This is a genomic window from Roseateles sp. P5_E4 (assembly GCF_054049255.1).
The window spans coordinates 367,388-383,952 of sequence record NZ_JBFUMS010000001.1; the positions used below are offsets into that span (position 1 = coordinate 367,388).

A 16,565-nucleotide genomic window follows, 5' to 3' on the forward strand; every position below is an offset into this window, starting at 1 on the left:
ACCTCGATGTTTCTCTCCAACTTCAGCATCAGCAAGCCCGTCGCGACCGTCGTCATGGTCATCGGGCTGATGCTGGTGGGCCTGCTGGCGCTGTCCAAGCTCAAGGTCAACCAGTTCCCCGAGGTCGAGCCGCCGGTGCTCGTCATCAACATTCCCTATCCGGGCGCGTCGCCCGAGACGGTGGAGCGCGAAGTCGTCAACCGTATCGAGAAAGCGCTGCAGAGCATCTCCGGCGTGGACCGCTCCAACTCCACGTCGCGCGAGGGCAGCGCCACCCTCGTGCTGGTCTTCGACTTCTCGAAGAACATGATCGAGGCCGCCGATGAGGTGCGCAACGCCATCGCCTCGGTGCGCTACAAGCTGCCCACTGAAATCCGCGAACCCATCATCACGCGGGCCGACCCTGGCGCTCAGCCCATCCTGCAGCTGTCGCTGTCCAGCACGACGCTGACGCACGCCCAGCTCAGCCGCCTGGCCGAGGACAAGCTCGCCGAGCGCTTTCGCGGCATCTCGGGCGTGTCGACGGTGGGTGTCAACGGTTCGCTCAAGCGCGAGTTGTCCATCCTGCTGCACGCCGAGAAGCTGCGCGAGTTCGGCGTCTCCGTCACCGAGGTGCTGAATGCCGTGCGCGCGCAGAACACCACCGCCCCAGTCGGCAAGGTGCGTGGCGCGCTGGAAGACCAGAGCATCCGCCTGCTCGGTCGCCTCGAGTCGCCGGCCGAGTTCGAGCAGATGATCATCAAGCGCACAGGTGGCACCGGCGGCGGCACCGTCGTGCGCCTGGGCCAGGTGGCCGAGGTGCAGGACGGCTTCGCCGAGATGACCGGCTACTCGCTGCGCAACGGCCGACCCAACGTCGGCATCTCCATCACGCGCTCACGCGATGCCTCCACCGTCAGCGTGGCCAACGGCGCGCGCACGCTGCTGAAGGAAATCGAGAAGGAACTGCCCAAGGGCACGACGCTCGAGATCACCCAGGACGGCGGCAAGGATGCCGAGAACAGCCTGCACAACGTCACCGATGCGCTGGTGTTTGGCGCCGCACTGACCATCTTCGTCGTCTACGCCTTCCTGAACAGCTGGCGCTCGACGCTGATCACCGCGCTGTCCCTGCCCACGTCCGTGCTGGCCGCCTTCATCGCCGTCTGGCTGATGGGCTTCTCGCTGAACTTCATGAGCCTGCTGGGCCTGTCACTGGCCATCGGCGTGCTCATCGACGACGCCATCGTCGTGCGGGAGAACATCGTCCGCCACATGGAGCGCGGCAGCGACCGCGTCACCGCGGCGCGCGAGGGCACCGCCGAGATCGGCCTGGCCGTGGCCGCCACCACCTTCGCCATCGTCGCGGTCTTCGTGCCGGTCGCCTTCATGGGCAACGGCCCCGGCCAGTGGTTCAAGCCCTTCGCGCTGACCGTCGTGGCCTCGGTCGTCGTGTCGCTGATCATCAGCTTCACGCTCGACCCCATGCTGTCGGCCTATTGGGGCGACCCCGTGGGCTACCACGAGCAGCCCAAGAAGGGCTTCGGCAGGCTGCTTGAGCGCTTCAATCACTGGTTCGACGGCGTGGCCAACGGTTATGGCCATGTCATCGCCTGGGCGCTGCACCACCGCCGCTGGATGACGGCCTTCGCGGTCCTCAGCCTCGTCGGCGCCATCTTCCTGCAGATGACGTTCGGCGGCTCCAGCTTCCTGCCGCAGGCCGATGCGGGCTTCCTTGCCATCGAGGTGCGCAGCCCCGCCTCCAGCAGCCTCGACTATTCCAAGCTCAAGCTCGACGCAGCCGCTGCCCTGGCCTCGACGATGAAGGAGACCAAGGCGACGACCTCCTATCCCAACGCCAGCGGCGGGCGCATCTACGTCGACATTGGCAAGAGCACCGAGCGCCAGCGCTCGGCCGCCGACGTCGCCAAGGAGCTGCGCGAGAAGGTCGCCCGCCTGGTCGGTGCCGAGTACGTCGTGCTCGACGACCTGAACAACGGCGCCCAGAAGCCCGTGCAGATCCGCTTCTACGGCACCGACACGCGCCGACTGCAGCAGATCACGCAGGACTTCCAGAAGACCATGGCGGGCATCAAGGGTGCGGTCGACATCGGCTACTCCGAGCAGGACCCGCAGAACGAGCTGCAGATCGAGCTCGACCGCAGCCTGGCCAACCAGATGGGCATCTCGGTCAACGACGCCGCCCAGGCGCTGCGCGTGGCCTTCGCCGGTGTCGAGGCCGGCGATTGGATCGACCCGACCGGCGAGGCCCGCGACGTGTCCATCCGCCTGCACCCGAGCGACCGCGTCGACGCCGCCAACATCGAGCGCCTGCCGATCGCGGTGACCGGCACCAACCGCATGGTGCCGCTGGACCAGATCGCCACCGTCACCATGGGCAAGGGCCCGGGCCAGATCCAGCACGGCGACGGCAAGCGCACCATCACGGTCAGCGCCAATGCCCAGGGCCGCTCGTCCGGCGAGATCACCGCCGAAGCCAAGAAGCTGGCCGAGAAGATTGACTTCCCGCCCGGCTTCGGCATCGAGCTGGCCGGTGCGGCACGTGACCAGCAGGTTGTTTTCACGGCCATGATCACGGCGCTGCTGTCCGGTATCGCGCTGATGTATTTCGTGCTCGTCATCCAGTTCAACAGCTTCACGGCGCCGTTCGCCGTGATGCTGTCGCTGCCGCTGAGCCTGATCGGCGTCGTGCTGGCGCTGATCCTGACGCGCGGCACGCTGAACCTGATGAGCCTGATCGGCGTCATCATGCTGATGGGCCTGGTGGCCAAGAACGCCATCCTGCTGCTGGACGCGACGCGCCAGGAGGAGAAGGCTGGCATCGATCGCGAAGAGGCGCTGATGCACGCAGGCCGCAAGCGCTTCCGTCCCATCCTGATGACGACGCTGGCGCTGATCGCCGGCATGATGCCGGTCGCCATCGGCATCGGCGAAGGCGGCGAGTTCTACCGCCCGATGGCCGTGGCCATCATCGGTGGCACCATCACGTCGACGCTGCTGACGCTGCTCATCGTGCCGACCTTCTACGACAGCATCGAGCTGGCCCGTGACCATGCGCTGGCCAAGTTCCATCGCCGCGTGCCGCGGTTCACGCTGGTCGGCGCCTTCGTGCTGACGCTGATCGAAGCGGTGCTGGCGCTGGTGATGGTGCGCTTCGTGTTCCGCCTGATCGTCAAGGCCGGCCGTTTCGTGACCGGCCGCCGCGTCGCCGTTACACCAGCCGCCCAGGGTTGAGGAGGTCGAGCGGGTCGAGAGCCCGCTTGATCGCCCGCATCAGCGCCAGGGCCGTCGGGTCCTTGCGCTGAGCCAGCTCGTCGCGCTTGAGCCGGCCAATGCCATGCTCGGCCGAGATCGAGCCGCCGCGCTGCTGAACGGCGTCATAGACCAACTCGTTGATGGCCGCCTCATGCGCGGCCAGGAACTCCACCGGCGACACGCCGGTCGGCGCCTGCACGTTGTAGTGCAGATTGCCATCGCCCAGATGGCCGAAGTCGATGACCTCGATGCCGGGCAGATAAGCCGCCAGCACCGCATCCATCTCGGCGACGAAGCCGGGAATGGCGGACACCGGCAACGAGATGTCATGCTTGATGTTCAGCCCCGCCTGAGCCTGGGCCAGCGGAATGGATTCGCGTAGATGCCAGAAGGCCTTGGCCTGCTGGATGTTCTGGGCAATGGCCGCGTCCTGCACGCAGCCGCCTTCGAGCGCGGTTTCAAGCAGACCTTCGAAGACGCTGCGTGCATGCTCGGCGCTTTCGGCGTCGGACAACTCCAGCAGCACGGTCCATGCCGCGGCCGGCAAGGGCTGGGGCAATTGCGGCAGCTCGCGCGCAACAAGGGCGAGCGAGGCGCGGTTCATCACTTCGAAGCCGGTCAGCGCATCGCCGGCGCGCTCGCGCGCCAGGCCGAGCAAGGAGACGGCATCGTCCAGCGAGGCACAGGCCGCCAGCGCGGTCAGGCGCTCCTTCGGCTGCGGATACAGCTTCATCGTCGCCGCGGTGATGACGCCCAGCGTGCCCTCGCTGCCGATGAAAAGGTCGCGCAGGTCGTAGCCGGTGTTGTCCTTGCGCAGCCCCGACAGCCCATGCCAGATCTCGCCGGCCACGGTGACAACCTCGAGGCCGAGGCAGAGTTCGCGCGCATTGCCATAACGCAGCACCTGCGTGCCTCCGGCATTCGTCGCCAGGTTGCCGCCGAGCGTGCACGAACCCTCGGCCGCGAGGCTGAGCGGAAAGAGCATTCCGGCTCCAGCCGCGGCGGTTTGGATCTCGGCCAGCACGCGGCCGGCCTCCACCGTCAGGCTGGCGTTGGCGAGGTCGATGCCGCGAACGCGCTTCATGCGCGTCAGGCTCAGCAGGAGTTGTTGGCCGCTGTCGTCCGGCGTCGAGCCGCCCACCAGACCGGTATTGCCGCCCTGCGGCACGACCGGCACGCGGTGCTCGTGGCATAGGCGCATCACTGCCGCGACTTCCTCGGTCGATGCCGGCCGCGCGACGGCCAGGGCCTTGCCGGCATAGCGCTTGCGCCAGTCGTTCTCATAGGCCGCCAGGTCGCCACCCACCAGCAGGCCCGCCTCGCCAAGCTGTTCACGCAGCGCAGCGAGAAAGGCGTTCATGTGGCTTTGGCCGCCGCCAGTCGCTGGCGGATCTGGGCCGTGCAGGCCGTGAAGATGACGACGCCGAGCAGCACTTCACCCAGCGCCAGCCATTGCCCGAGGCCGCCTTCGCTGGTCGAGCGCACCAGGCCCTCCATCACATAGAGCCAGATGGCCAGGGCCAGCCAGCGGTAGGTGTACATGCGGTAGCGCCACAGGCCGACGGGTGCCGCCAGCAGCGGCAGCGCCTTCACGGCCAGCGTGCCGCGGCCGGTCGGTGCGAGCCACAGTTCCCAGGCCAGGCACAGCAGGATCAGCGCGACGGTGGCGGCCAGCGCCAGATTGCGCGTCAGCCGTTCGACGGCCGTGGGTTGGGTTCTTTCAAGGGCAGGGGACATAGCTGCGGCATCATAGAAGCCATGTCCCTGACGCCGATTCCGCCGATCCCGCCTGTATCGCCCGCCGCGCCCGCCAATGCCGACAACCCGGACGCACCGCTGGCCCACAACCCCATCGCCTTCGCCAGCGACTTCATCACCGAGCTGTTGGCCTGGCCCTGGTTGCAGACCCTGCACACCTTCCGCCAGCGTTTCCGCGAGGAGAAGCTCGGCCTGACTGCCGGCAGCCTGACCTTCACGACGCTGATCTCGCTGGTGCCGCTGCTGACCGTGATGCTGGCCATCTTCACGGCCTTCCCGATGTTCTCCAGCTTCCAGTCCGCGCTGGAGCAGTACTTCCTGAAGAGCTTGATCCCGCCCAACATCGCCAAGCCGGTGCTGGCCTCGCTGACGCAGTTCGCCGCCAAGGCCAACAAGCTGGGTGTCGTGGGCCTGATCTTTCTGGGCATCACGGCGCTGGCGTTGATGCTGACCATCGACCGCACGCTGAATGCGATCTGGCGCGTGAAGCGCCCGCGGCCCATGGCCCAGCGCGTGCTGGTCTACTGGGCCGCGTTGACGCTGGGCCCGCTGCTGCTCGGCGGCAGCCTGACGCTGACCAGCTATGCCATCAGCGTCGGCCAGGGTTATCTCACGGCCATGCCGGCGAGCATGTCCACGGTCCTGGGCAGCGCCGACGTGGTGCTGTTCGGCCTGGCGATGGCCGGGCTCTTCCATTACGTGCCCAACACCCATGTGCGCTGGCGCCATGCCCTCATCGGCGGCGCCTTCGTGTCGCTGGGCTTCTCGCTGGCCAAGGGTCTGCTGGCCTGGTATGTGAAGCAGGTGCCGACCTATTCGACGCTGTACGGCGCCTTCGCGACCGTGCCCATCTTCCTGATCTGGATCTACCTGGGCTGGGTGATCGTGCTGCTGGGCGCCATCCTGGCGGCCAACACGCCCAGCCTGACGGGCCGGCTGCATCTGCGCCCCGACTCGCCCGGCCAGCCCATGGCGCTGGCGCTGGAGGTGCTGCGCGAACTCTGGCGCGTGCGCCAGGCCGGCCAGCAGGGCCTGTCCTATCTGGCCCTGGCCAGCGCGCTGCGCGTCGACCCGTTGCAGCTCAGCCCCGTCATCGACAAGCTGCTGGCCCTGGACTGGATCGGTCGGCTGGAAGAAGAGGGCGCCCAGCGGCTGGTGCTGCTGTGCACGCCCGAGAAGGCGCTGGCCGAACCTCTGCTGAGCGCCTTCCTGGCCGAGCGCCAGGGGCTGCTGGCCAATCTGTGGGCGCAGGGCGAATGGTCGAAGCTGACTCTCGACCGCCTGCTGCTCACTGAGGCTGGAAGCCCCCGGCCTTGATGATCTTGGCCCAGGCCGCCGAGTAGGCGCGCTCGCGGGTGGCGAGCTGGGCCGAGCTCATCATGGCCACCGACAGGCCGAGCTCGGTCAATCGCGCCTTCACGACCGGCTGATTGATGACGCCGGCCAGCGCATTCGAGAAGCGCTCGACGACGGCCGGCGCGGTGCCCGCCGGTGCGAACAGGCCGTAATAGGGCAGATCCTCGAAGCCCGCGACGCCCAGTTCCGCAAAGGTCGGCACCTCCGGCAACACGCCCTGGCGCTGCTGGCCCATGACGGCGACGATGCGCAGCTTCTTCTGCTGGTGGTTGGTGATGAGGTCGGGTACCGAGCCGACGCCGGCGCTGATCTGGTTGCCCAGCATGTCGGCAATCATCGGCGCGCTGCCGCGGTAGGGCACGGCCAGCAGGTTCAGGCCATTCTTCTCGCCGAGCAGCTTGACGAGGAACTCCGGCACCGAGGCCGGCGCCGGCACGCCCACGCTGCCCTGGCCGCCTTGCTTCTTCACCCAGGCGAGGTACTCAGGCAGGCTTGAAGCCGGCGTGCCGCCCGACAGCGCCAGCGCGTTGGCGAAGGTCGCGAAGCCCGCCACCGGCACGAAGTCCTTGGCCGGGTCGAAGCCGGGGTTCTTCAGCACCAGCGGCAGGATGGAGATGGTGTGGTCGTGGCTGACGAAGAAGGTCGTGCCGTCGGGCGGTGCGGCCTTCAGTGCCTGCGCCGCGATCTGGCCGCCGGCGCCGGGCTTGTTCTCAACCAACACCGTCGTACCGAGCGAGGCCTGCAAGGCTTCGCCCAGCAACCGCGCGATCGCGTCGGTGCCGCCTCCGGCGGGAAAGCCGACGAGGAGGCGAATGGGCTTGTCATCGGCGCGGGCGGCAAAGGGCAGGGCGGCCAGCGCGGCCAGGGCGGAACGACGTTGCAGCATCGGCGGGCTCCTTGGTTGAACCCGCCGGAGTCTACGGGTGGAGCACCACCAAAAGTGCGGTCGCCGCCGACTTGCCCACGTTGCGGATGGCATGCGGGCCGTCCACCGCATAACGCGCCGTCTCGCCGGCCTTGAGCCTGTTCGTCATGCCCTGGGCGCTGACCTCCAGGCTGCCCGTCAGCACGCTCAGGTGCTCGCGCGAACCCGGCTCATGGGCCTGGCTGTCCAGCACGCCGCCGGGTTGGATGTTCAGCTCGTACCACTCGAACTGCCCGGCCAGCTCGATGGGGCCGAGGATGCGCAGCTTGCAAAGCCCGTCCGGGCTGGTCAGCCCCGGCGTCGCGTGGGCCGGCACGGTCTCGATGGCAGGCGTCGCTGCGCGCTCGCCGCCCAGCAACTCACCCATGTCCACGCCCAGCGCATTTGCCAGCCGCCACACCACGGCCACCGTGGGATTGGCCTGGTTGCGCTCGATCTGCGACAACATCGACTTACTCACGCCGGCCCGCTTGGAGAGATCATCCAACGACAGGCCACGGCTGCTGCGCAGCGCCTGCAGGGCGGCGCCGACGCGGGGCGGTTCGGTGTTGTCCATGTTCATGCTTGACCTGGATAGATGATTTTCAGATACTGCACAAAAGTTCGATATATCGAACAAGTTCACTAAACCGGATTGTGCATCAGGAGCAGCGCCATGAGCCAGGCCTTCTATCAACACCTGCAGACCGAGTTGGACAGCATCCGCGCCGCCGGGCTGTTCAAGTCCGAGCGCATCATCACGACGCCCCAGGGCGCCGTCGTGAAGACGGCCGACGGCCGCGAAGTCATCAACTTGTGCGCCAACAACTACCTGGGCTTGTCGTCCCATCCCAAGGTCATCGAGGCCGCGCATGAGGCGTTGCGCACGCACGGCTTCGGCCTGTCGTCGGTGCGTTTCATCTGCGGCACTCAAGATGTGCACAAGGAGCTGGAGCAGCGCATCGCCCGCTTCGTCGGCTGCGAGGACGCCATCCTCTACGCCGCCGCCTTCGACGCCAACGGCGGCCTGTTCGAGCCGCTGCTGGGTGAGCAGGACGCCATCATCAGCGACGCGCTGAACCACGCTTCCATCATCGACGGCATCCGCCTGTGCAAGGCGCAGCGCTACCGCTACGAGCACAACAACCTCAACGACCTGGAGCGCTGCCTGAAGGAAGCGAAAGAGAAGGGCGCCCGTTTCACGCTGGTGTTCACCGACGGTGTGTTCTCCATGGACGGCACCATCGCCCAGCTCGACAAGATCCGCGCCCTGTGCGACCGCTACGACGCGCTGCTGGGCATCGACGAATGCCATGCGTCAGGCTTCATGGGCAAGACCGGCCGCGGCACCGCCGAGCACCGCGGCGTGTTCGGCAAGATCGACATCATCACGGGCACCTTCGGCAAGGCCCTGGGCGGCGCCAGCGGTGGCTTCACGGCCGCGCGCAAGGAAGTCGTCGAGCTGCTGCGCCAGCGCTCACGCCCCTATCTGTTCAGCAACACGCTGGCCCCCAGCATCGCCGGCGCTTCGCTGGCCGTGCTGGACCTGCTGGAGGGCTCCACGGCCCTGCGCGACAAGCTCGAAGCCAACACCGCCTGGTTCCGCGAGGCGATCCAGGCCGCCGGCTTCGAGATCAAGCCCGGCACCCACCCCATCGTGCCCATCATGGTCTACGACGCGGTGAAGGCGCAGGAGCTCAGCAAGCGCATCCTGGAGCTGGGCATCTATGCCGTCGGCTTCTTCTTCCCCGTCGTGCCCAAGGGCCAGGCGCGCATCCGCGTGCAGGTCTCGGCCGTGCATGAGCGCGAGCACCTGGAGAAGGCCGTTGCCGCCTTCACGCAGGCGGGCCGTGAGCTGGGCCTCGTCAAATGAAGATCCTCATCATTGGAGCGAACGGCCAGATCGGCACCGAGCTGGCGACCGAGCTGGCGAGGCTGCATGGCAACGAAGCCGTCGTCACCAGCGACCTCAGCCCCAAGGGCCGCGTGCCCAGCCTCCAGCACGAGGCGCTGGATGTGACCGACGCGGGGGGCCTGGCCACCGTCGTCAAGCGCCACCACATCACGCAGATCTACCACCTGGCCGCGGCGCTGTCGGCCAACGGCGAGAAGCACCCGATGTGGGCCTGGGACCTGAACATGAAGGGCCTGCTCAATGTGCTGGAGCTGGCCCGGCACGAGAAGCTGGACAAGATCTTCTGGCCCAGTTCGATCGCGGCCTTCGGCCCCAACACGCCAGCCGTCGACACGCCGCAGACGACCGTCATGGACCCGACGACGGTCTATGGCATCAGCAAGCTCGCCGGCGAACGCTGGTGCGACTGGTACCACGCCAAGCACGGCGTGGACGTGCGCAGCCTGCGCTACCCCGGCCTCATCAGCTGGAAGACGCCGCCCGGCGGCGGCACGACGGACTACGCCGTGGAGATCTTCCACTCGGCGATCAAGGACGGCCGCTACACCTGCTTCCTGAAGGAAGACCAGGCCCTGCCGATGATGTACATGCCCGATGCGCTGCGCGCCACCATCGAGCTGATGAACGCGCCGGCCGACCAGGTCAGGCAGCGCGGCAGCTACAACCTCGCCGGCGTCAGCTTCACGCCGGCAGGCATCGCCGCCTCCATCCGCCGCCGCCTGCCCGAGTTCACGATGGACTGCGTGCCCGACTTCCGCCAGGCCATTGCAGCCAGTTGGCCACAACGCATTGACGACGCAGCCGCCCAGGCCGATTGGGGCTGGAAGCTGCAGTACGACCTGGATGCCATGGTTGACGACATGCTGACTGAGCTGACACGCGAACTACACGTTGGCTGACAGGCGGTGCCAGGTCTGGCTGGTACGCTAGCCTCTATGAGAGTCGCGTTGACTACCCTCCTGGCTCTGTCCGTGGCGACGTTGGCGCAGGCCGAGCAGCCCGAGGTGGAAAGTCCGTCAGCTCGCTATCTGCTGGGGGCCGCGGTGGCCTCGCAGCCGGAGTACGACGGCGCGAGCAGCCGTGACATCAAGATCAAGCCCTTGTGGGCATTCAAGCTCGGCCGAGTGCGCATCAGCACTTCCGGCGCGGGCAGCCTGATGGGCTTCGGGCGTGAGGAGGCGGCCGGCGGTGCCAGTACCCAGTTCATTGACACAGACAAGCTGCGCGTGGGTGTGTCACTGCGCATGGACAGCGGCCGCAGCAGCGGCGACGCCAGCACCACGCGGGGCCTGCCCGACGTCCGGCGCACGCTGAGGGCGCGCTTCTATACCAACTACAGCCTCACCAAGGACCTGACCATCGGCGCAACGCTTTCGCAGGACCTGCTCGGCCGGCAAGGCGGCACGACGCTGGGCGCGGACCTGGGCTGGCGGTTCTACCGCAGCCCGACGCTGGAGTGGACCAGCGGCTTCGGCATCTCGGCCGCCAGCGCTCGAAACCTGCGCAGCTATTTCGGCGTGCCCGAGTCGGCCGTCGCGGCCAGTGGCAAACCCGCCTACGAACCCGGTGCCGGCCTGCGCGATGTGCACGTGGGTGTCGGCTTCATCCGGCCGCTGACCAAGCATTGGCTCGTCTACGGCAATGCCGGCGCGAGCCGCCTCCTCGGTCCCGTCGCCGACAGCCCGCTGGTCGAGAAACGCACCGGCTCGTCGGTGGGCATCGGCCTGGCCTGGCGCAACTAGAGCTTCACGCGACCGCGCCAGATGTCGGCGTACATGACCCAGTCGCCGATGAAGCTGTAAAGCGGATATTTGAAGGTCGCCGGCCGGTTCTTCTCGAAGAAGAAATGCCCGACCCAGGCGAAGCCATAGCCGCACAGCAGGCCGTAAAGCAGCCACACCAGCGCGCCCGTCCTGAACAGCTGCCACAGGCAGACCAGCACCAGGGTCGAACCGACGAAGTGCAGCCGGCGGCAGATGGTGTTGCCGTGCTCGCTGAGGTAGAAGGGGTAGAAGTCGGCGAAGCGAGAAAAGCGTTCGGTGCTCATGCGCTGATTCAAGCGCGGGTTGCGCCCGAGCGGCAAGCGGGGATGCCCTCGCAATAATGCGCCGATGCGCGCCATGCCCACCGAGTTGGAGGTTGTCATCCTCGGTGCGGGCATGTCCGGGCTGTGCATGGCCATCCAGCTGCAGCGCGCGGGCGTCGATGACTACCTCATCGTCGAGAAGTCCCATGGGCTGGGCGGCACCTGGTGGGACAACCGCTACCCCGGCGCCCAGGTCGATGTGCCGGCACCGGCCTACAGCTTCAGCTTTGCGCCCAACCCTCATTGGACGCACCGCTTCGCCGACGCGCCCGAGATTCACCGCTACCAGCAGCGCCTGGCCGAGCAGCACGGCCTGGCGGCACGCATGCGTCTGGGCGTGGCCATCACCGAGGCGCGCTTCGACGCACAGGCCGGCCGCTGGCAGCTGAGCCTGGACGATGGCAGCGCCTTGAGCGCGCGCTTCTTCGTCTGCAGCACCGGCCCGCTGAGCCGGCCGCGCTGGCCCGACATCCCCGATCTGGCGTCCTTCAAGGGGCAGTTGCTGCACTCGGCTCGCTGGCCGGCCGACGCGGACTTGGGCGGCAAGCGCATCGGCGTCATCGGCACGGGCTCCACGGCGTCTCAGCTTGTGCCGGCGCTGGCACCCACGGCGGCACGGCTCACGCTGTTCCAGCGCACGCCCAACTGGGTGATGCCGCGGCTGGACCGGCGCTATGGCGCACTCGACCGCTGGCTGGCCCGCTTCCCGCCCTATGCCGCGCTGGCCCGCCATGCCTGGGTGCAGTTTCTGGAGCTGGGGCGGCGCGGCTTCGACGAGGGCACGCTGGCCCGGCGCGCCATGGTGGCCACGGCCCGCGGCCATCTGCGGCGCCATGTGCCCGATGCTGTGCTGCGCGAACGACTGACACCCCGCTATCCGCTGGGATGCAAGCGCATCATCTACTCCAACGACTACTTCCATGCGCTGGCGCTGCCGCAGTCGGAGCTGGTCACGGAGGCCATCACCGGCGTGACGGAAAAAGGCGTGCTGACCCTGGACGGCCGGGAGCACCAGTTGGACGCACTGGTCTGCGCCACCGGCTTCGACACGACGCAACTCCTGGCGGAGCTGCCCATCACAGGTCTCGACGGGCGCACGCTGGAAGAGACCTGGCGCGTCAATCCCAGCGCCTACTTCGGCCTGACGGTCCCGGGCTTTCCCAACCTCTTCCTGACGCTCGGCCCCAACACCGGCACAGGCCATACCTCGACGCTGCTTTTCATCGAGCCCCAGGTCCAGCACGCGCTGGCCTGCATGCGCAGAGTCAAGCAATCAGGCAAGCGATGGATAGACGTGCGCCCTGAAGCGTTTGCAGCCCAGGACGCCAACGTCCAGCAAAGGCTCGCCGGCTCGGTCTGGAGCCGGTGCAGTTCCTGGTACCGCAACGACAGCGGCCGCATCATCGCGATCTGGCCGGGCTTCACCGGCGAATACGCCCGGGCCGTGCGGCGGCCCGACGAAGCAGCCTACGAGCTCGGCTGAAGCGCCGCCTTCAGCGCGGCCAGCACGGCGTCCGGTGCTTCGGCCATCAGCGCGTGGCCGGCGGGCACGGTATGGATGCGCGGCTTGAGCAGGCCGCCGAGTACGGCGTTCTGCTTGGGCGACGTCATCTGGTCCAGCGCGCCGAGGATGAAATGCACCGGGCAGGCCACGCGAGCGGCCGCGGCCTCGCCGCCGGCATAGCGGTCGCAGACTTGGAAGTCGTTCTCGAACAGATTGACTTCCGTCTGGCGCTCCTGCAGCCGGCGCATCAGCGCCATCGAGCCGCCGCGCAGCCAAGCGCCCGGGCCTGGGTAGCCCGGCTTGGCGCTGGCCAGCGAATGCGAAAAGGCCGTGACCATGGCCATCGCGGCCTCGGGCTTGTCGCGCGCCGTCGTCAAAAGAGCCTCCGAGACCTTCATCGGGTAGGCCGTGCCGACCATGACGAGAGTGGACGCTCGTTCGGCCGCTTCGAGTGCGATCAGCGAGCCCATGCTGTGGCCGACGAGGGTGGCCTTTTGCACGCCGGCCGCGTCGAGCAGACGGTGCAGCCAGGAGGCGATGTCCTCGACGCTCTTCAAAGGCGTGCCAGCGCTGCGGCCATGGCCCGGCAGGTCGACGGCGAGCACGCCGTAGCCGTGGTGGGCACACCAGCGCGCCAGCAGGGTCCAGACGCTGTGGTCGTTCTGTGCGCCGTGGATGAAGACGACGCAGGGCAGGGCGGAGTCAAACGCCTTGCCGCCCGTGTACGCATAAGCCTCTTGGTTGTCGACGATGAACTTCATGCCTTGCCTGCCACCTTGAGCGCCCGCTTCAGGTCGTCGATGAGGTCGGCCGGGTCTTCCAGCCCGACGGACAGGCGGATGGTGCCCGGGCCGATGCCGGCACTCCTGAGCGCCGCGTCATCCATGCGGAAGTGGGTTGTGCTGGCGGGGTGGATGACCAGAGACTTGGCGTCGCCAACGTTGGCCAGGTGGGAGAAGAGCTTGAGGGCCTCGATGAAGGCGCGGCCCTGTTCCCGCGTTCCCTTCAAGTCGAAGGAGAACACCGCGCCAGCGCCGCGTGGCATGAGCTTTTGCGCCAAGTCGTGGTCGCGGTGGGAGGCCAGGCCGGGGTAGGCCACCTTCTCGACCAGGTCGTGTGCCTGCAGGAACTCGGCCACCGCCTGCGCATTGGCCACATGCCGGGCCATGCGCAGCGGCAACGTCTCCAGTCCTTGCAGCATCAGCCAGGCCGTGTGCGGGCTCATGCAGGCGCCAAAGTCGCGCAGCCCCTCCCGGCGGGCGCGCAGCAGGAAGGCGCCGACGGTGCTTTCCTCAGCGAACACCATGCCGTGGAAGCCGTCATACGGTTCACACAAGGTCTCGAATCGGCCATGGCGGTCGTGCGCGGCCTGCCAGTCGAAGGAGCCCGCGTCCACCAGCACGCCGCCAACCACCGTGCCGTGGCCGCAGAGGAATTTGGTGGCCGAGTGGTAGACGAGATCGGCGCCCAGCTCGGCCGGGCGCTGCAGATAGGGCGTCGTGAAGGTGGCGTCCACCAGCAGAGGCAGGCCGGCCTCGTGCGCCAGTGCCGACACGGCCGGGATGTCCAGCACGTCCAGCCCCGGATTGCCCAGGCTCTCGCCAAACAGCAGCCGCGTCTCGGGCCGGATGGCTGCGCGCCAGGCGTCCAGGTCGCGTGGGTTGACGAAGGTCGTCTCGATGCCGAAACGGCGCAGCGTGTAGTGCAGCAGGTTGTGGCTGCCGCCATACAGCGCCGTGCTGGCGACGACGTGACCACCGGTGCCCATCAGCGTGCAGATGGCCAGGTGCAGGGCCGCCTGACCACTGGCCGTCGCGATCGCGCCGATGCCGCCGTCCAGCGCCGCCATGCGCTCCTCGAAAACCGCCGTCGTCGGGTTGGAGAGCCGGCTGTAGACGTGCCCCGAACGCTCCATGTTGAACAGCGACGCCGCGTGCTCGCTGTTCTCGAAGACGAAGGAGGTGCTGAGGTGCAGCGGCGTCGCCCGCGCGCCGGTGCCCGGATCGGGCGTGGCGCCGGCATGCAAAGCTAGGGTGTCGAAGCCCGGCATGGTGTTTTCTATGGGGTGGAGTCGCGGGCATTGTGTGCTATGTTGACTGGCAGTTTTCGCATGGAGGCCCCTATGAAAGTCGTCGATATCCTGCGTGTCAAAGGTGGCACCTTGTTCACTGTCACGCCTGACGAGCCGCTGAAGGATTCGCTGGCCGTCATGGCAGAGCGCGACATCGGTTCGCTGGTTGTCATGGAGCATGGCGACCTGGTCGGCATGCTGACCTTCCGCGAGGTCATCCAGGCCATCGTGAAGAACCAGGGCACGGTGGGCACGACCATCGTCCGCACGGTGATGGACGACGCGCCGCTGACCTGCACGCCCGAGACAGAGATCGACGAGGTGCGCCGCATGATGCTGGGCCGCCACGCGCGCTATATGCCGGTGATGAACGGCAAGACGCTGATGGGCGTCATCTCTTTCTACGACGTGGCCAAGGCGGTGGTGGACAGCCAGGACTTCGAGAACCGCATGCTCAAGGCCTATATCCGCGACTGGCCGGTCGAGGAGCCCATCGAGGACCCTGCCAAGGCCGGCTGAGCCGACTTGGTTCGTTGTCCATGAAGGCGGCCTTTGCAGGCCGCTTTTCATTTGGACGGCTCCTAGAATGGCGGCATGTCCGGTAGCACCCTCGGCGAACTCTTTCGCGTCACCAATTTCGGCGAAAGCCACGGTCCGGCCATCGGCTGCGTCATCGACGGCTGCCCGCCGGGCATGACGCTCAGCGAGGCCGACATCCAGCCCGAGCTGGACCGCCGCCGCCCCGGCACCAGCCGCCACGTGACCCAGCGCAACGAGCCCGACGCGGTCAAGATCCTGTCCGGCGTCTATGAGGGCGTGACGACCGGCACGCCAATCTGCCTGCTGATCGAGAACACCGACCAGCGCAGCAAGGATTACGGCAACATCCTCGACACCTTCCGCCCCGGCCACGCTGACTACACCTATTGGCGCAAATACGGTGTGCGCGACCCGCGCGGCGGCGGCCGCGCGTCGGCGCGGTTGACGGCGCCCATGGTCGGCGCCGGCGCGGTGGCCCGCAAATGGCTGCGGGAGGCTTATGGCACCGAATTCCGCGGCTGCATGACCCAGCTCGGCGAGATCGAGATTCCTTTCGAAGGCTGGCAGCACGTCGGCCAGAACCCCTTCTTTGCCGCCAACGCCAGCAAGATCGCCGCGCTGGAGGACTATATGGACGCCTTGCGCAAGGCTGGTGACTCGGTCGGCGCACGCATCCGCGTCGAGGCCACCGGCGTGCCGGTCGGCCTGGGCGAGCCGCTGTTCGACAAGCTCGACGCCGACATCGCCTACGCGCTGATGGGCATCAACGCCGTCAAGGGCGTCGAGATCGGCGCTGGCTTCGGCGTTGTCGCGCAGAAGGGCACTGAGCATGGCGACGAGCTGACACCGCTGGGCTTCGCCAGCAACAACTCGGGCGGCATGCTGGGCGGCATCTCCACCGGCCAGGACATCGTCGCCAGTATCGCGATCAAGCCGACCAGTTCGATTCGCAGCCCCAAAGCGAGCATCGACCGCGCGGGCAATCCTTCCGTGGTGGAAACCTTTGGCCGCCACGACCCTTGCGTGGGCATCCGCGCCACGCCCATCGCCGAGGCCATGCTGGCCCTGGTGCTGATGGACCATGCCCTTCGTCACAGGGCGCAGTGTGGAGATGTCGTGCTGCCGGTCGATGCCATCCCGGCACAACGATAGGTTGAGGCGAGCGCGTCGGGCTGA

The 16,565-nt window shown here is 67.5% G+C and carries 15 protein-coding genes; 8 read left to right on the forward strand and 7 right to left on the reverse strand.

Going from position 1 to position 16,565, the window contains the following annotated elements:
• The first annotated feature begins 6 nt into the window (after window positions 1–6).
• Window positions 7–3,234, forward strand: coding sequence for an efflux RND transporter permease subunit (locus ACXJLH_RS01595; RefSeq protein WP_457442239.1), 3,228 nt, complete (start codon window positions 7–9; stop codon window positions 3,232–3,234).
• On the opposite strand, the gene ACXJLH_RS01600 is transcribed toward ACXJLH_RS01595, so the two are convergent.
• Window positions 3,212–4,615, reverse strand: coding sequence for an FAD-binding oxidoreductase (locus ACXJLH_RS01600; RefSeq protein WP_457442240.1), 1,404 nt, complete (start codon window positions 4,613–4,615; stop codon window positions 3,212–3,214). The two genes, ACXJLH_RS01595 and ACXJLH_RS01600, sit on opposite strands and share 23 nt — an antisense overlap.
• Window positions 4,612–4,992, reverse strand: a complete 381-nt coding sequence (locus ACXJLH_RS01605) for a DUF2069 domain-containing protein (RefSeq protein ID WP_457442241.1) — start codon at window positions 4,990–4,992, stop codon at window positions 4,612–4,614. The genes ACXJLH_RS01600 and ACXJLH_RS01605 overlap by 4 nt, the downstream gene beginning before the upstream one ends.
• Window positions 4,993–5,013: 21 nt before the next feature.
• Between ACXJLH_RS01605 and ACXJLH_RS01610 the strand changes: the two genes are divergently transcribed.
• Entirely contained in the window at window positions 5,014–6,330 is a 1,317-nt protein-coding gene (locus tag ACXJLH_RS01610; RefSeq protein ID WP_457442242.1) for a YihY family inner membrane protein, read from the forward strand.
• On the opposite strand, the gene ACXJLH_RS01615 is transcribed toward ACXJLH_RS01610, so the two are convergent.
• Together ACXJLH_RS01615 and ACXJLH_RS01620 are read right to left on the reverse strand one after the other, a co-directional pair.
• The gene (locus ACXJLH_RS01615) at window positions 6,302–7,255 is read right to left on the reverse strand and encodes a Bug family tripartite tricarboxylate transporter substrate binding protein (protein ID WP_457442243.1); all 954 of its coding nucleotides are present in this window, start codon (window positions 7,253–7,255) and stop codon (window positions 6,302–6,304) included. The genes ACXJLH_RS01610 and ACXJLH_RS01615 overlap by 29 nt on opposite strands.
• A 31-nt stretch (window positions 7,256–7,286) precedes the next feature.
• Window positions 7,287–7,850, reverse strand: coding sequence for a helix-turn-helix domain-containing protein (locus tag ACXJLH_RS01620; RefSeq protein ID WP_457326539.1), 564 nt, complete (start codon window positions 7,848–7,850; stop codon window positions 7,287–7,289).
• 99 nt (window positions 7,851–7,949) lie between these two features.
• Between ACXJLH_RS01620 and kbl the strand changes: the two genes are divergently transcribed.
• The 3 genes from kbl to ACXJLH_RS01635 are packed head-to-tail and all read left to right on the forward strand — an operon-like array spanning window position 7,950 to window position 10,930.
• On the forward strand, window positions 7,950–9,146 hold the full coding sequence (gene kbl, locus ACXJLH_RS01625; RefSeq protein ID WP_457442244.1) for a glycine C-acetyltransferase: 1,197 nt from the start codon (window positions 7,950–7,952) through the stop codon (window positions 9,144–9,146).
• Entirely contained in the window at window positions 9,143–10,087 is a 945-nt protein-coding gene (locus tag ACXJLH_RS01630; RefSeq protein ID WP_457393105.1) for an NAD-dependent epimerase/dehydratase family protein, read from the forward strand. The genes kbl and ACXJLH_RS01630 overlap by 4 nt, the downstream gene beginning before the upstream one ends.
• 48 nt (window positions 10,088–10,135) lie before the next feature.
• Complete coding sequence (locus tag ACXJLH_RS01635) at window positions 10,136–10,930, forward strand: MipA/OmpV family protein (RefSeq protein WP_162247778.1); 795 nt, start codon at window positions 10,136–10,138, stop codon at window positions 10,928–10,930.
• Here ACXJLH_RS01635 and ACXJLH_RS01640 read toward each other — a convergent pair.
• Entirely contained in the window at window positions 10,927–11,235 is a 309-nt protein-coding gene (locus tag ACXJLH_RS01640; RefSeq protein ID WP_057299593.1) for an Mpo1-like protein, read from the reverse strand. The genes ACXJLH_RS01635 and ACXJLH_RS01640 overlap by 4 nt on opposite strands.
• A 64-nt stretch (window positions 11,236–11,299) precedes the next feature.
• Between ACXJLH_RS01640 and ACXJLH_RS01645 the strand changes: the two genes are divergently transcribed.
• Window positions 11,300–12,757: a flavin-containing monooxygenase gene (locus ACXJLH_RS01645; RefSeq protein WP_457442245.1), complete on the forward strand. Its 1,458-nt coding sequence runs from the start codon at window positions 11,300–11,302 to the stop codon at window positions 12,755–12,757.
• On the opposite strand, the gene ACXJLH_RS01650 is transcribed toward ACXJLH_RS01645, so the two are convergent.
• Both ACXJLH_RS01650 and ACXJLH_RS01655 read right to left on the reverse strand, forming a co-directional pair.
• A complete protein-coding gene (locus ACXJLH_RS01650) occupies window positions 12,742–13,539 on the reverse strand; it encodes an alpha/beta fold hydrolase (RefSeq protein WP_457442246.1) in 798 nt (265 codons plus the stop codon). The genes ACXJLH_RS01645 and ACXJLH_RS01650 overlap by 16 nt on opposite strands.
• Window positions 13,536–14,828, reverse strand: coding sequence for an O-acetylhomoserine aminocarboxypropyltransferase (locus ACXJLH_RS01655; protein WP_457442247.1), 1,293 nt, complete (start codon window positions 14,826–14,828; stop codon window positions 13,536–13,538). Before ACXJLH_RS01655 ends, ACXJLH_RS01650 begins: the two co-directional genes overlap by 4 nt.
• A 72-nt stretch (window positions 14,829–14,900) precedes the next feature.
• On the opposite strand from ACXJLH_RS01655, the gene ACXJLH_RS01660 reads away from it, so the two are divergent.
• Entirely contained in the window at window positions 14,901–15,368 is a 468-nt protein-coding gene (locus ACXJLH_RS01660; protein WP_056196964.1) for a CBS domain-containing protein, read from the forward strand.
• Between the two features lie 75 nt (window positions 15,369–15,443).
• Window positions 15,444–16,541 carry a chorismate synthase gene (gene aroC / locus ACXJLH_RS01665; protein WP_056196966.1) on the forward strand — a complete coding sequence of 366 codons (1,098 nt, stop codon included), beginning with the start codon at window positions 15,444–15,446 and terminating at the stop codon, window positions 16,539–16,541.
• Window positions 16,542–16,565: the final 24 nt, after the last annotated feature.